This window comes from Bacteroides sp. RTP31139st1_H2_RTP31139_211217 (assembly GCF_040227615.1).
GTDB classification, from domain to species: Bacteria; Bacteroidota; Bacteroidia; order Bacteroidales; family Bacteroidaceae; genus Bacteroides; species Bacteroides uniformis.
Genome location: NZ_JBCNZM010000042.1, coordinates 1 through 14,970 on the forward strand (window position 1 = coordinate 1; position 14,970 = coordinate 14,970).

The 14,970-nt window shown below is 45.2% G+C and carries 13 protein-coding genes, 1 tRNA gene and 3 pseudogenes; 16 read left to right on the forward strand and 1 reads right to left on the reverse strand.

The genetic code is table 11. The annotated features are described in order from the left end of the window. From ABUA47_RS09140 to ABUA47_RS09170, 7 genes and pseudogenes are all read left to right on the forward strand, one after another. Positions 1 to 385 (forward strand): annotated as a pseudogene (locus ABUA47_RS09140) (DUF4350 domain-containing protein); the annotation flags it as partial. Between the two features lie 11 nt (positions 386 to 396). Further along, positions 397 to 1,371, forward strand: coding sequence for an AAA family ATPase (locus ABUA47_RS09145; protein WP_035448839.1), 975 nt, complete (start codon positions 397 to 399; stop codon positions 1,369 to 1,371). Next, positions 1,368 to 2,678, forward strand: a complete 1,311-nt coding sequence (locus tag ABUA47_RS09150) for a DUF58 domain-containing protein (RefSeq protein WP_005831453.1) — start codon at positions 1,368 to 1,370, stop codon at positions 2,676 to 2,678. The genes ABUA47_RS09145 and ABUA47_RS09150 overlap by 4 nt, the downstream gene beginning before the upstream one ends. A gap of 156 nt (positions 2,679 to 2,834) precedes the next feature. After that, a complete protein-coding gene (locus tag ABUA47_RS09155) occupies positions 2,835 to 3,734 on the forward strand; it encodes a helix-turn-helix domain-containing protein (RefSeq protein WP_005831452.1) in 900 nt (299 codons plus the stop codon). Positions 3,735 to 3,778: 44 nt separating this feature from the next. Further along, entirely contained in the window at positions 3,779 to 4,561 is a 783-nt protein-coding gene (locus tag ABUA47_RS09160; protein ID WP_035448837.1) for a Cof-type HAD-IIB family hydrolase, read from the forward strand. 39 nt (positions 4,562 to 4,600) lie between these two features. Beyond that, positions 4,601 to 5,185: pseudogene (locus ABUA47_RS09165) on the forward strand (Crp/Fnr family transcriptional regulator). 64 nt (positions 5,186 to 5,249) lie between these two features. After that, a pseudogene (locus tag ABUA47_RS09170) lies at positions 5,250 to 5,673 on the forward strand (GNAT family N-acetyltransferase). Positions 5,674 to 6,343: 670 nt separating this feature from the next. On the opposite strand, the gene ABUA47_RS09175 reads toward ABUA47_RS09170, so the two are convergent. Continuing rightward, positions 6,344 to 6,417: transfer RNA gene (locus ABUA47_RS09175), tRNA-Asp, on the reverse strand. A 359-nt stretch (positions 6,418 to 6,776) separates the two neighbouring features. Between ABUA47_RS09175 and purU the strand changes: the two genes are divergently transcribed. From purU to ABUA47_RS09220, 9 genes are all read left to right on the forward strand, one after another. Next, positions 6,777 to 7,634: a formyltetrahydrofolate deformylase gene (purU, locus tag ABUA47_RS09180; protein ID WP_005831431.1), complete on the forward strand. Its 858-nt coding sequence runs from the start codon at positions 6,777 to 6,779 to the stop codon at positions 7,632 to 7,634. A gap of 89 nt (positions 7,635 to 7,723) precedes the next feature. Continuing rightward, complete coding sequence (gene hisH, locus ABUA47_RS09185) at positions 7,724 to 8,314, forward strand: imidazole glycerol phosphate synthase subunit HisH (protein WP_008664882.1); 591 nt, start codon at positions 7,724 to 7,726, stop codon at positions 8,312 to 8,314. Between the two features lie 20 nt (positions 8,315 to 8,334). Beyond that, positions 8,335 to 9,057, forward strand: a complete 723-nt coding sequence (hisA, locus tag ABUA47_RS09190) for a 1-(5-phosphoribosyl)-5-[(5-phosphoribosylamino)methylideneamino]imidazole-4-carboxamide isomerase (RefSeq protein ID WP_005831427.1) — start codon at positions 8,335 to 8,337, stop codon at positions 9,055 to 9,057. Positions 9,058 to 9,106: 49 nt separating this feature from the next. Then, a complete protein-coding gene (gene hisF / locus ABUA47_RS09195; protein WP_005831425.1) occupies positions 9,107 to 9,862 on the forward strand; it encodes an imidazole glycerol phosphate synthase subunit HisF in 756 nt (251 codons plus the stop codon). Positions 9,863 to 9,983: 121 nt separating this feature from the next. Then, a complete protein-coding gene (gene hisIE, locus ABUA47_RS09200) occupies positions 9,984 to 10,589 on the forward strand; it encodes a bifunctional phosphoribosyl-AMP cyclohydrolase/phosphoribosyl-ATP diphosphatase HisIE (protein ID WP_005831422.1) in 606 nt (201 codons plus the stop codon). 23 nt (positions 10,590 to 10,612) lie between these two features. Continuing rightward, on the forward strand, positions 10,613 to 11,320 hold the full coding sequence (locus ABUA47_RS09205) for a cell division ATP-binding protein FtsE (protein ID WP_005831420.1): 708 nt from the start codon (positions 10,613 to 10,615) through the stop codon (positions 11,318 to 11,320). A gap of 123 nt (positions 11,321 to 11,443) precedes the next feature. After that, a complete protein-coding gene (locus ABUA47_RS09210; protein WP_349824485.1) occupies positions 11,444 to 12,763 on the forward strand; it encodes an aspartate kinase in 1,320 nt (439 codons plus the stop codon). A 153-nt stretch (positions 12,764 to 12,916) separates the two neighbouring features. Next, the gene (lysA, locus tag ABUA47_RS09215) at positions 12,917 to 14,077 is read left to right on the forward strand and encodes a diaminopimelate decarboxylase (RefSeq protein ID WP_349824486.1); all 1,161 of its coding nucleotides are present in this window, start codon (positions 12,917 to 12,919) and stop codon (positions 14,075 to 14,077) included. A gap of 142 nt (positions 14,078 to 14,219) precedes the next feature. Then, positions 14,220 to 14,702: a ferritin gene (locus tag ABUA47_RS09220; RefSeq protein ID WP_005831414.1), complete on the forward strand. Its 483-nt coding sequence runs from the start codon at positions 14,220 to 14,222 to the stop codon at positions 14,700 to 14,702. The last annotated feature ends 268 nt before the right edge of the window (positions 14,703 to 14,970 follow it).

Genomic DNA, 14,970 nt, shown 5'->3' on the forward strand with positions numbered 1-14,970 from the left:
CCTCCGTCTCGTGGGCTCGGAGATGTGTAGAAGAGACAGGCAGCGCACCATTCCGGTTATCCGCGAACCGGAAAATAAGTCTTTGGAGTTTGCAGAGTTGATAGGTACTCTTTATTATCAGAAGAAGGACCATGCTGACTTAGTCCGCAAGAAATATCTCTATTTTGCGGAGGAACTGAGGAGGGAAATACAAGTGGATGTGGAGGAAGTGGCAGAGGATGAGCGCTCTTTCGGCAGGATTGCCCGGAAGACGGGTATGGAAGCGGGGGAAATAGCCGCGTTCATCCGCGAGGTGAGGCCGGTGGTGTACGGAGGGCGCAGTATCTCTGAGGAAGAGATGAAACGGCTTATTGATAGAATGAATGAAATAATCAATCATATATAAAGAAGATATTTATGGAAGAGAACACAGAAAAACGGGTGGACTTGACTCTCTTTTCCGAGAAGATACAAGCGTTGAAGGACCGGATTGCTACGGTCATAGTGGGGCAGGAGCAGACGGTGGACCTGGTGCTGACGGTTGTCCTGGCAAACGGTCATGTGTTGCTGGAGGGAGTGCCGGGGGTGGCAAAGACACTGCTTGCCCGTCTGGTGGCACGCTTGATTAAGGCGGACTTCAGCCGCATTCAGTTTACTCCGGACTTGATGCCGAGTGACGTGTTGGGTACTACGGTCTTCAACATGAAAACCAATGACTTTGACTTTCATCAAGGACCGGTGTTTGCCGACCTCGTGCTGGTGGACGAGATAAACCGCGCTCCCGCCAAGACGCAGGCAGCCTTGTTCGAGGTTATGGAAGAACGGCAGGTCAGCATTGACGGTACCACGCATCAGATGGGAGAACTCTATACGATTCTGGCAACCCAGAATCCGGTGGAGCAGGAGGGGACTTATAAGTTGCCTGAAGCGCAACTGGACCGCTTCCTGATGAAAATAACCATGGGATATCCCTCATTGGAGGAGGAGGTGGACATCCTGGAGCGCCACCACGCCAATGCTTCGTTGGTGAAGTTGGAGAGCCTGGCGCCCGTGCTCACAAAAGAAGAACTGCTTTCGTTGCGCAGGCTGATGGAACACGTGTTTGTAGACCGCACGCTGCTTCAGTACATCGCGTTGATTGTACAGCAGACGCGTGCCAGCAAGGCTGTATATTTAGGAGCTTCTCCGCGTGCGTCCGTGGCAATGATGCAGGCCTCCAAGGCATATGCACTGTTGCAGGGACGTGACTTTGTGACACCGGAGGATATTAAGTTCGTTGCTCCGTATGTGCTTCAGCATCGCTTGATATTGACAGCGGAAGCCGAGATGGAAGGCTATTCGCCGGTAAAGGTGACGCAACGTCTGATTGATAAGGTGGAAGTGCCGAAATGAGATTAGGCCGCCGATTCTATATTGCTCTTGTTCTGATAGTCCTGCTGATGGGTATCGGGTACGTCTTTGCTCCATTCTTTGCAATCGGGCAGTGGGCGCTTTTTGTTTTGGCGGTGTCGGCGCTGGTGGATGGGGTGATGCTCTATCGCATTCGCGGCATCCGGGCATTCCGCCAGTGTGCTACCCGCTTCTCCAACGGAGATGAGAACACCGTGAACATACGTGTGGAGAGCAGTTATCCGCATCCGGTGGCTGTGGAAGTGGTGGATGAGATTCCTTTTGCATTCCAGTTGCGGAATATTGATTTCCGGATGAGGCTCCAGGCGAATGAGGGCAGGACGATTACGTATCATCTGCGTCCCACGCGGCGGGGGATTTACTCTTTCGGACGGATTCGGGTGTTTGTGGCAGGCAGAATGGGATTGCTTTCCCGCAGATATACTTGCGATGCTCCGCTGGATGTCAAGGTATATCCGTCCTATCTGATGCTCCATCGGTATGAGTTGCTTGCTATCAGCGACAACTTGACGGAATTGGGCATCAAACGTATCCGCAGGGTGGGGCATCATACGGAGTTCGAACAGATAAAGGAGTATGTGAAAGGCGACGATTACCGCACGATAAACTGGAAAGCAAGCGCCCGGAGGCACGAACTTATGGTAAATGTCTATCAAGACGAGCGTTCCCAGCAAATCTATAACGTGATAGACAAGGGGCGGATTATGCAGCAGGCATTTCGCGGGATGACCTTGCTGGACTATGCTATTAATGCCTCCCTGGTTCTTTCGTACGTTGTCATGCGGAAGGAGGATAAAGCCGGACTGGTAACGTTTAATGAGCACTTTGATACATTTATCCCCGCCTCCCGACAGCCCGGACAAATGCAGGCGTTATTGGAGAACCTTTACAGCCAGCAGACTACTTTTGGGGAGACCGACTTTTCCTCATTGTGCGTACATTTGAACAAGCGCGTCAACAAACGCAGTCTTTTGGTGCTGTATACCAATTTTTCCGGCATCGGCAGCTTGAATCGCCAGTTGGCTTATTTGCAGCAGTTGAACCGCCAGCACCGGTTGCTGGTCATCTTCTTCGAAGATGCCGCTCTGAAAGAGTACGTCGCCACTCCTGCGAGGGATACGGAAGGGTATTACCGCCATGTCATTGCCGAGAAATTTGTATTCGAGAAACGGCTGATAGTCTCCACCTTGAAGCAGCACGGCATCAGTTCTGTGCTGACTACACCGGAAAATCTTTCTGTGGACGTGATAAACAAGTATCTGGAGATGAAGTCACGTAGCCAGATATAAAAACAGTAACTAAGGTTATATAATCCGTAATAAGGGTAGTGAAGATGTCTGGATTTTCCTCTAATTTTGTAATTGGTATATTGTGAAGGTGTGGAAAACATATCCTTAAGATTTTATATATCTGAAGTTACAATAATGAGAATGACTTTATAGGTGATGAAAGACAATACATTGGACATAAAGACCGTATGTGAATGTAACCGGTGCCTGGGATGTAAAACGTTGCATCCTCAGGTAAGCATTATTAATCTGGAAAATCCTAGTGTGTATCAGGATGCTGTGAAGTTTGAATTCTATGCCATCCTACTGATTGAGGACTGTGAAGGGGATTGTGACTGCTGCGGACGGAAATATTATGATTATTCCAATGCTACGATGGTATTTCTTACTCCCGGCGAGATATTCCGGATGAACAAGAACAATACGCTTCCGGACAAAGGTTGGCTGCTGGCATTTCATCCCGATTTATTGCTTTGTACTACGTTAAAGAATCATATCGACAACTATACTTTCTTTTTCTACCGCAAGGAGGAGGCGTTGCATCTGTCACAGCGCGAAACGGCCAAAGTGACGTGTTGCCTTGAGAATATTGATGATGAACTTCATCATTCCATTGATACGCATAGCAATACCATCCTGTCCCGTCACATCGAATTGCTGCTGGATTATTGCTCACGTTACTATGAGCGGCAATTCATCACCCGTGAGAATAAGAACAAGATGATTCTGGGGAAAATGGAAGGGATATTGGACGAGTATATCACTTCCGGAAAGTTGCAGGAGGGGAAGCTGCCCACTTCCGGATGCTGTGCCGAAAAACTGAATCTTTCGACGGCTTACTTTGATGATTTGCTGAGGTTTGAGACGGGTAAGACATTGGCTGAATACTTCCAGTTCAAATGCTTGTACACGGCCAAGAAAATGTTATCGGAAGGCGGTAATACACCTGCTGCCGTAGCGCGTCGGCTGGGCTATCCGAGTGTGCAATATTTCAGTCTGGTGTTTAAGAAAGCAACGGGAGTTGCACCGAATGAATATAGATATTCACAAAATTGAGATGATGCAGATAGAATGAATTTATTAGACCAAAATATTTTATAATGGAGACCAAAGCTATATTTTTAGATGTAGACGGAACATTGGTGAGTTTCGACACTCACCGCGTTCCGCAGTCGGCTATCGAAGCGTTGCAGCAAGTTCATGAATCCGGTATAAAAATCATAATAGCAACTGGGAGGGCGTTTACCGATCTTCACGAGCTTGAAGAGATTCCATACGATGCAGTGATAGCTTTGAATGGGTCCGATTGTGTACTGAGAGATGGCACTCCTATATCTCGTAAACAGATTCCCGAAAAGGATTTTCAGATGGTACTGGTATTGGCTCAACATTATGGGTTTGCTCTGGCTATCGAAACGAATAAAGGTATTTTTGTCAACGAACTCAACCCGACCGTCATCGAATTGGCCAGGCTGGTCAATCACCCTACACCGCCGGTGGCAGACATCGAAAAAGAGTTTATGGGAGGCGAATGTTGTCAGTTATGCATATATTGTGATGAAGAAATGGAAAAAGAAGTAATGGCACAACTTCCCGGACTTTCTGTTTCCAGATGGAACCCTTTCTTCGCGGATGTCAATGTGGCGGGAGTAAACAAGGCTATGGGTATCAATGAGTTTGCTTCCTATTATGGATTTGATGTTTCAAGAACCATCGCTTTTGGTGATGGCGGGAATGATATTTCCATGATTCGTGCAGCCGGGATGGGAATAGCTATGGGAGGAGCTTCCGAGGCTGTGAAAAGCGTTGCCGATTATATAACGGAGGCGGTGGATGAGAATGGTGTCCGGAACGCCTTGGTTCGTTTCGGTATTCTGGAATAAAAATCGGCTATCAAAACTGATGAAAACTATAGTCTGTAAATATTATGCTTTTTAGAAAAATTACTTAAAGGATTTAATTTTAGCATCAATATTTTTAATTTGGAGGAATCTAAGTCATTTGACCAATATTTTGAGCGGATATTGATTAGTAAAGATACATTTTTGATTAAGGAAGGAGAAATAGAAAGATATAGTTATTTCGTTTTTGATGGGATATTGCGTTGTTGGCTTTTGAATCATAAAGGGGAAGAGTAAATTTTTTGGTTTTGTAAAGAAGGTACGTTTTCAATGTCGAACATGTCTTTTACCTTACAAACATGATCTGCATTTAATGTGCAGACAATTGTAGATAGCGTTATTTACCGAATAGACAAGAAGCGAGTAGATGAACTGTATACTGCTATTCCTAAGGTAAAAACTGTATTTGAAGATTTGAATGCTATACTACTGAGTAAACTCTTGAAAAGAAATATCGACTTGATTAAATATTCTCCTGAATAGTATTATCTACAGATGATTGAAGGATATGGCATTACATTAAACTATATACCACTCAAAGATATAGCTTCTTATTTGGGTATCATGCCACAAGTACTAAGCAAAATCCGTAAACGTATTTTTTAACTTGGGTTCAGTGTATTGAATGTATAAGTTCCGAACTTTGCGGTTTTAAATAGCAATTACAATTATGATTAGAAAAATTAAAGTTACGGATTATCCACGTTTGATAGAAATTTGGGAAAGTGCAGTATTGAGTACACATGATTTTCTTAAAGAAGAAGATTTTCTATACTATAAGGAACAGCTTCCGGTATATTTTCAGTATGTCATTCTATTCGGGTTTGAACAGGAGGGAATCTTAATCGGATTTATGAGAATTGCAGAAGGAAATCTTGAAATGTTGTTTATTACCAATAATTATTGAGGCACAGGAATTGGGGGAAAAACTGGTTACTTATGCCATAAATCATTTGCAGGTAACGAAAGTCGATGTGAACGAGCAGAATATTCAAGCTGTCGGTTTTTATAAATATATAGGCTTTAGCGTATACAAAAGGTCCGATTTGGACGGAGAAGGTAAAGAATATCCTATTTTACACATGCAGTTGTAGTTCGTAAGTCAGACCCCGATTTTAAAAATCATCATTTTTGCCAGCACTACTTTTTCTTCTCATATTCGGCTTTAACTATCTGACAGCAAGAATTTAACCACGTGTTTTTTTTTCTGTTTTTTTTGTTTATAATAAATAATATTTGTTAATGTCTATTTTGGGCTTATTTTCCGTTTTCTTTGTGCAAATATGGTGATTAAGGGGCGAACTCCGTTGTCTATAGTGCCGGAAGTATGGCTTTGGCTCCCCGTATATGGGCATTTTTTCCCTTCATGTCCTGTGTGTAATGCAGAGAAGCTTGGCGCATAATTCCCGAAACCTTATTACAAAACTTCGTCCCACGCATGTGTGTTCGCCGGTTTGCCTGCGTGAACCGTCGAGCCCACGTGCGTGGGACGAGGGTTTACATGAACCTTCATAATAAAAAGCATGGGACATACGTGGATTCTGCCTATACCTTCTTCCAGTTTTGTCCCTATCCGGAGGACGGTCTGCCCATTCATTGCTGCTCAGTTTCTTATTCTTGTGATGTAAGTCTGAGAAAGCTGAAACTCGAAAATTGCTTATGCACCGGATATTTCGGGTCCCCATTTTTGCCGGAGCGAGAAAAAGAAAAAGCTCTGAAATACTTGAATTTCAGAGCTTTGCTTTAATTTGCTATTTGCTTTCGCGGTGCGTACGGGACTCGAACCCGTGACCCCATGCGTGACAGGCATGTATTCTAACCAACTGAACTAACGCACCATTATTTCATTCTTTCGTTGCTATCTCTCTTGATTGCGGTTGCAAAGGTAGGCATTTCTTTGATATCTGCAATAGCTATGGCGAACTTTTTTCCAAGCGTTTTGTGCTGTATTTGCTTTATATCCTCATATTGAGAAGATTGGAAAAATAAGAGAAAAGTAAATTTAACAACTGTTTAGAAATACGTTTATGCACTGTTTTATTCTTGATATGAAAACCTTTCCTGGAGAAAACGAAACATTTCGGAGCTTGTTTTAAACTTCTTGCTCGAAAAGTTCGTTGTTTTGCAATAAATCGTTATTTTTGCGGACTCAAAACGAGAATGTTGTAATTTGAAAAATGATAAAAAACATTTTAGGATGATGAAAACAGCCAAACTGTTGCTGCACTGCCCTGACAAACCAGGCATATTGGCAGAAGTAACAGACTTTATAACGGTGAATAAAGGTAATATTATCTATCTGGATCAGTATGTAGACCATGTAGAGAATATCTTTTTTATGCGTATTGAATGGGAATTGAAAGATTTTCTGGTGCCTCAGGAAAAGATTGAGGATTATTTTGCCACTTTGTATGCACAGAAATATGAGATGAATTTCCGTCTCTATTTCTCCGATACAAAACCGCGTATGGCTATCTTTGTTTCAAAGATGTCCCATTGCTTGTTCGACTTGTTGGCGCGTTACACCGCTGGTGAGTGGAATGTGGAGATACCTCTTATTATAAGCAATCATCCCGATTTGCAGCACGTGGCCGAGCGTTTCGGTATTCCTTTCCATCTTTTCCCCATTACCAAAGAGACAAAGGAGGAACAAGAGAAGAAGGAAATGGAGTTACTGGCAAAGCATAAGATAACTTTCATAGTGCTGGCGCGCTACATGCAGGTCATTTCCGAGCAAATGATAAACGCTTATCCCAATAGGATAATCAATATCCATCACTCTTTCCTTCCGGCATTTGTGGGAGCGAAGCCCTATCATGCTGCGTTTGAACGTGGAGTGAAGATTATTGGAGCTACCAGCCACTATGTTACCACAGAATTGGATGCCGGTCCCATCATAGAGCAGGATGTGGTGCGTATTACACACAAGGACACTGTGCAGGATTTGGTGAACAAGGGTAAGGACTTGGAAAAGATTGTGCTTTCTCGTGCTGTTCAGAAGCATATTGAACGCAAGGTGTTGGCATATAAGAACAAAACGGTAATATTTAATTAGTTGATAGTTGATAATTGATAGTTGATGGTGGGGAACTTGTCATTACCTTTCAATTATTACCTTTCAATGGTCAATTCTCAATTAAAAAAATGAAAGTTGCAGTTGTCAAATATAATGCAGGCAATATCCGTTCGGTGGATTATGCTTTGAAGCGTCTGGGAGTAGAGGCAGTGATTACGGCGGATGAGGCTGTGCTACGTGCTGCCGATAAGGTTATCTTTCCCGGTGTGGGAGAGGCGGAAACCACTATGGACTTTTTGCGTGCCGGTGGTATGGATAGGCTGATAAAGGAGTTACGCCAGCCGGTATTGGGCATTTGCCTGGGCATGCAGTTGATGTGCCGCCACTCTGAAGAGGGGGATGTGGATTGCCTGGGTATTTTTGATACTGATGTGAAACGTTTCATTTCGCAGAGGCACGAGGATAAAGTACCTCATATGGGATGGAATACCATTGCCCGGACGAATAGCGGACTTTTTAAAGGCTTTACTAAAGAAGAGTTTGTTTATTTCGTACATAGTTTCTATGTGCCAGTCAATGATTGTACGGCAGCCGTGACGGATTACATTCATCCGTTCAGTGCCGCTTTGCATAAAGGCAATTACTACGCCACACAGTTCCATCCGGAAAAGAGTGGAAGTGTGGGAGAGCGTATTTTGCGGAATTTCCTGGAACTGTAAATCGTCAAATCGTAAATAAAATGATAGAACTGATTCCCGCTATTGACATTATTGACGGAAAATGTGTACGCCTTTCCCAAGGCGATTATGACAGCAAGAAGGTGTACAACGAAAATCCCGTGGAAGTGGCCCTGGAGCTGGAGGCTCATGGTATCCGCAGACTTCATGTGGTCGATTTGGACGGTGCGGCTTCCCATCATGTGGTAAACTACCGTACGTTGGAACAGATAGCTGTGCGTACGTCTCTTATTATTGATTTTGGAGGTGGGGTGAAGAGTGATGAAGATTTGGTGATAGCTTTTGAGAACGGTGCGCAGATGGTGACCGGTGGCAGCATTGCTGTGAAGAATCCCGAATTGTTCTGCAAATGGCTTCAAATGTATGGTTCCGAGAAAATTATTCTTGGCGCTGATGTGAAAGAGCATAAAATAGCCGTCAATGGTTGGAAGGATGAGAGTGGCTGCGAACTGTTTCCGTTCTTGAAAGACTATGTAGAGAAGGGGGTCCGTAAGGTTATCTGTACTGATATCAGTTGTGACGGAATGCTGCAAGGACCATCGATAGCGTTGTATAAGGAGATACTGGAGCACCATCCTGAACTCTATCTGATAGCAAGTGGAGGCGTAAGCTGTGCCGATGATATACGCCATTTGGAAGTTGTCGGCATACCTGCCGTTATTTTCGGTAAGGCTCTGTACGAAGGCCGCATCACCTTCAAAGAACTGGAAAATTTTGTTAGTTGAAAGGTGAAAATTAATCACTTATAACTCATAACTTATAACTCAAACCGCCGTGTTAGCAAAAAGAATCATTTCTTGCCTCGACATTAAAGATGGGCAGACAGTGAAAGGTACCAATTTCGTGAACCTCCGCCAGGCCGGCGACCCGGTAGAACTGGCGCGTGCTTATAGTGAGCAGGGTGCCGACGAACTGGTTTTTCTCGACATCACAGCCAGTTTTGAAGGCCGTAAGACTTTCACTGAATTGGTGAAACGCATAGCTGCGAATATCAGCATTCCTTTTACTGTAGGTGGAGGCATTCATGAACTGGGTGACGTGGATAGGCTACTGAATGCAGGTGCCGATAAAATCTCCATCAATTCCTCAGCTATCCGCCGTCCCGGATTGATAGACGAGATTGCGAAGAACTTCGGTTCTCAGGTTTGTGTACTGGCAGTTGATGCCAAACAGACAGAGAAGGGATGGCGATGCTACTTGAACGGTGGTCGTGTGGAAACGGATAAGGAACTGTTTGCGTGGACAAAAGAAGCCCAGGAACGTGGTGCGGGCGAGATATTGTTCACCAGCATGAATCACGACGGTGTCAAGACCGGTTATGCCAATGAAGCGCTTTCCAGCCTTGCCGACGGATTGTCCATCCCCATCATTGCATCGGGAGGGGCAGGTGCCAAAGAACATTTTCGTGACGTCTTTTTGCAGGGAAAAGCAGATGCTGCCCTGGCAGCCAGTGTTTTTCATTTCGGAGAAATCAAAATTCCCGAATTAAAATCGTATCTTTGTGCCCAAGGAATTGCGATGAGAAGATGAAGGTGAGTTTACGATTGGACGATTTACGATTTACGATTGGGATTACTCAAGCAAATCATAAGTCTCCAGTCACTTAAAGTAATATCAATCGTAAATAGTAAATAGCTAAATCGTAAATAGAATGGATTTTGACAAGATGAACGGACTCGTTCCGGCGATTATACAAGATGCAGATACCGCTAAGGTGCTGATGCTTGGCTTCATGAACAAGGAGGCTTATGACAAGACGGTGGAAACTGGAAAGGTGACTTTCTTCAGCCGTACCAAGAACCGTCTTTGGACGAAAGGCGAGGAGAGTGGCAACTTCCTGAATGTGGTTTCCATAAAGGAAGACTGTGACCGGGATACGTTACTGGTGCAGGTACATCCCGTAGGCCCGGTTTGCCATACCGGTACAGATACTTGCTGGGGTGAGAAGAACGAACAGCCGGTTATGTTTCTAAAGCTTCTTCAGGATTTCATCTGTAAGCGTTATGATGAAATGCCCGAAGGTTCCTATACGACCAGTCTTTTCCAGTCCGGTATCAACAAAATGGCACAGAAGGTAGGCGAAGAGGCTGTGGAAACCGTCATTGAGGCTTGCAACGGTACGGACGAACGCCTGATTTATGAAGGAGCTGATTTGTTGTATCACCTCATCGTGCTGCTCACATCCAAAGGATACCGCATTGAAGACCTTGCGCGTGAATTGGAGGAACGTCACAGTGCGACGTGGAAGAAACATTAAGTAATTAAAAATTAATAATTAAAATGGGGGTGGGCGAGGCGCTGATAAGATATACGGACGTAGAGATACACCAGCAGGAGTTGTGCGTACTGAACGATGTGAATTTGGAACTTCACAAAGGGGAGTTCGTGTACCTGGTAGGTAAAGTGGGCTCCGGCAAGACGAGCCTGCTCAAGACTTTCTATGGCGAACTGGATATTGCATCGGGCGAGGCTGAAGTATTGGGGTATGACATGCTCCATATTAAGCGTAAGCACATCCCGCAGTTGCGCCGTAAGCTGGGAATCGTATTCCAGGACTTCCAGTTGCTGACAGACCGTACGGTGTACGATAACCTTGAATTTGTTCTCCGTGCTACCGGTTGGAAGAGCAAAGGGGAGATTAAGGACAAAATAGAAGAGGTGTTGAACCTGGTGGGGATGAGCAACAAAGGATATAAGCTGCCTAATGAACTGTCGGGTGGTGAGCAACAGCGCATTGTGATTGCGCGTGCAGTGCTCAACTCTCCGGAGATAATCCTTGCGGATGAGCCTACCGGAAACCTGGATTCGGAAACCGGACATGCCATTGCAGAACTTCTGCACGGCATCAGTGAAGCCGGCGCACTGGTGGTGATGACCACGCACAACCTGCAGCTGCTGCGAGAGTTTCCCGGCAAGGTGTACCGGTGCGCAGACCATCTGATGACTGATGTTACAGCAGAATACGCCCCTGCAATAACCAATGATTAGTAGTTAAGTAGTTATCTCTAACTACTGATTCTTATAAAGAACAGAAATTAACGATAAAGCTCCGCAGCTGCCTACTTGTAGCTCGTAGCTTGTAACTATAAACTAATTAATACAGGAACGAAAATGAAAGTTTTAAAGTTTGGAGGTACTTCAGTAGGTTCGGCTCAGCGAATGAAGGAAGTGGCCAAATTGATTACCGATGGTGAACGTAAGATTGTGGTTCTCTCTGCCATGTCGGGTACCACAAACACATTGGTTGAGATTTCGGACTATCTGTACAAGAAGAATCCGGAAGGTGCCAACGAGATTATCAACAAGCTGGAAAGTAAATATCGCCAGCACATTGATGAACTCTTTGCTACTCCGGAGTATAAACAGAAAGGCCTGGAACTCATCAAATCACATTTTGACTATATCCGTTCTTATACCAAAGACCTCTTCACTCTGTTTGAGGAGAAAGTGGTGTTGGCTCAGGGCGAGTTGATTTCCACCGCCATGATGAACTACTATCTGCGGGAATGCGGCGTGAAGTCTGTGTTGCTTCCGGCTTTAGAATACATGCGTACGGACAAGAATGCCGAGCCCGATCCGGTCTATATCAAGGACAAGCTCCAGGTTCAGCTGGAACTGCATCCGGATGCTGAGATTTATATCACTCAGGGGTACATCTGCCGCAACGCCTACGGCGAGATAGATAATCTGCAGCGTGGCGGAAGCGACTATACGGCTTCGCTGATTGGTGCTGCCATCAACGCTTCCGAAATCCAGATTTGGACGGATATCGACGGCATGCACAACAACGACCCCCGTATTGTGGACAAGACTGCGCCGGTGCGTCATCTGCATTTCGAAGAGGCCGCCGAGCTGGCATACTTCGGTGCCAAGATTCTGCACCCTACCTGCATCCAGCCTGCCAAGTATGCCAATATCCCCGTCCGTCTGCTCAATACGATGGACCCCACTGCTCCGGGTACGCTGATTTCCAATGATACGGAGAAGGGTAAGATTAAGGCGGTGGCTGCCAAGGACAACATTACGGCCATCAAGATAAAATCCAGCCGCATGTTGCTTGCTCACGGATTCTTGCGTAAGGTTTTCGAGATATTCGAGAGCTACCAGACTTCCATCGATATGATTTGTACTTCAGAAGTGGGTGTGTCCGTATCTATCGATAATGTGAAGCATCTCAATGAAATTCTGGATGACTTGAAGAAGTATGGCACAGTGACGGTGGACAAGGACATGTGCATCATCTGCGTGGTGGGCGACCTCGAATGGGAAAACGTCGGTTTCGAAGCCAAGGCATTGGATGCCATGCGCGACATACCGGTACGTATGATTTCTTTCGGTGGTAGCAACTATAATATCTCTTTCCTCATCCGCGAGTGCGACAAGAAGGCAGCGTTGCAGTCACTCAGTGATGCGCTGTTCAATGAGGAATAACTCTTGATATTTTTCAGACGCAGATTACACAGATGACGCAGATTCTTTTTGCTTCCTATTTGTGTAATCTGCGTCATCTGCGTCTGAAAAATTATTTGTAGACACCTCTTTCATCTTCCTTTTTTTAAACTAAACAAAGATTACGATTATTATATGAAAGGAACATTCCCTATCCATAAATTCCGCGAATTGCGTACTCCCTTCTATTACTACGACACAAAGGTCTTGCGCGACACACTTTCGTGCATCCGTACGGAAGCTGCCCGATATGGTAACTATTCGGTGCATTATGCTGTGAAGGCCAATGCCAATCTCAAGGTGCTTGCCATTATCCGCGAGAACGGCTTGGGTGCCGACTGTGTAAGTGGCGGTGAAATCCGTGCAGCCATCAAGGCAGGTTTTCCCACTGGCAAGATTGTTTTTGCAGGGGTGGGCAAGGCTGATTGGGAAATCAATCTGGGGCTGGATTATGACATTTTCTGCTTTAATGTGGAGTCTGTCCCCGAGCTGGAGATTATCAACGAGCTGGCTGCCGCTAAAGGTAAGGTGGCCAATGTGGCTTTCCGTATCAATCCCAATGTAGGTGCCCATACCCATGCCAATATTACCACTGGGCTGGCCGAAAACAAGTTTGGTATCAGCATGCAGGATATGGACCATGTGATAGACATTGCGCAGAATATGAAGAACCTTAGATTCATCGGACTGCATTTCCACATCGGTTCCCAAATATTGGATATGGGCGATTTCGTGGCTTTGTGTAACCGCGTCAACGAATTGCAGGATAAGCTGGAAGCTCGCCATATCCGCATCGAGCACGTCAATGTGGGGGGCGGACTCGGCATTGATTACGGTCACCCCAACCGTCAGCCGATACCCGACTTCAAAAGCTACTTCGAGACTTACAACAGCCATCTGAAACTCCGTCCCCACCAGACGCTCCACTTCGAGCTGGGACGTGCGGTAGTGGGACAATGCGGTTCATTGATTTCGCAGGTGCTTTATGTGAAGCAGGGCACCAACAAGCAGTTTGCCATTCTGGATGCCGGCATGACGGATTTGATTCGTCCGGCACTCTACCAAGCGTTCCATAAGATAGAGAATATCACTTCGGATGCGCCGGTTCAGGCTTATGATGTCGTAGGGCCCATCTGTGAGTCTTCTGATGTATTCGGTAAGGCTATTGATTTGAATGGGGTGAAGCGTGGCGACCTTATCGCCCTCCGTTCGGCAGGGGCTTATGGCGAAATTATGGCTTCGGGCTATAACTGCCGTGAGCTGCCTCAAGGATATACGTCGGACGAGCTGGTATAGAGAGGCTGGAGATGCGTTGCATGAATGGCGAAGCATTTATTATACCAAGGCTTCTGTTTTTATATAAAAAATGTTATTGCGTGAACAACTTTTAAGGTTTCTTGTTACTTTTGTAATGATTTCAATTTAAATAAATACGATTATGATTACAGAAAAATTACAGAATGCAATTAATGAGCAGATTACGGCTGAGATGTGGTCTTCCAACCTTTATCTGGCAATGTCTTTCTATATGGAGAAAGAAGGTTATAACGGCATGGCTTCCTGGTTGAAGAAGCAGGCTTCTGAAGAAAAAGCTCATGCTTGTGAAATGGCTTCTTATATCATCAAGCGTGGCGGTAAGGCCAAACTGGACAAGATTGATGTTGTTCCCAATGACTTCGGTACTCCACTGGAAGTGTTCGAGCAGGTAGCCCAGCACGAACGCCGTGTTTCCAAAATGATTGATGAATTGGTAGATGTTGCCTCTGCCGAAAAAGATAAGGCTACACAAGACTTCCTTTGGGGATTCGTGCGCGAGCAGGTAGAAGAAGAAGCTACTGCCGACGGCATTGTAGATATGATAAAGAAAGCCGGTGATGCCGGAATCTTCTTCGTTGACTCAAAACTGGGAGAACGCAGATAAGAGAGAAACTAAAAAAATCCCGCGGCTAATTTTAGTCGCGGGATTTTTTTTAGTTATGAGTTATAAGTTGTGAGTTATTTGTTGATGAAGGGCTTATATCCGCAAGGGAAAGCACAAGCAAATAACTCATAACTCATCACTCATTTCAGCACTCCCAGCTCTTTCCCCACCTTAATAAATGCAGCGATACATTTGTCCAGATGCTCCTTTTCGTGTCCGGCAGAGATTTGTACGCGGATGCGTGCCTGGTCTTTGGGCACTACGGGGT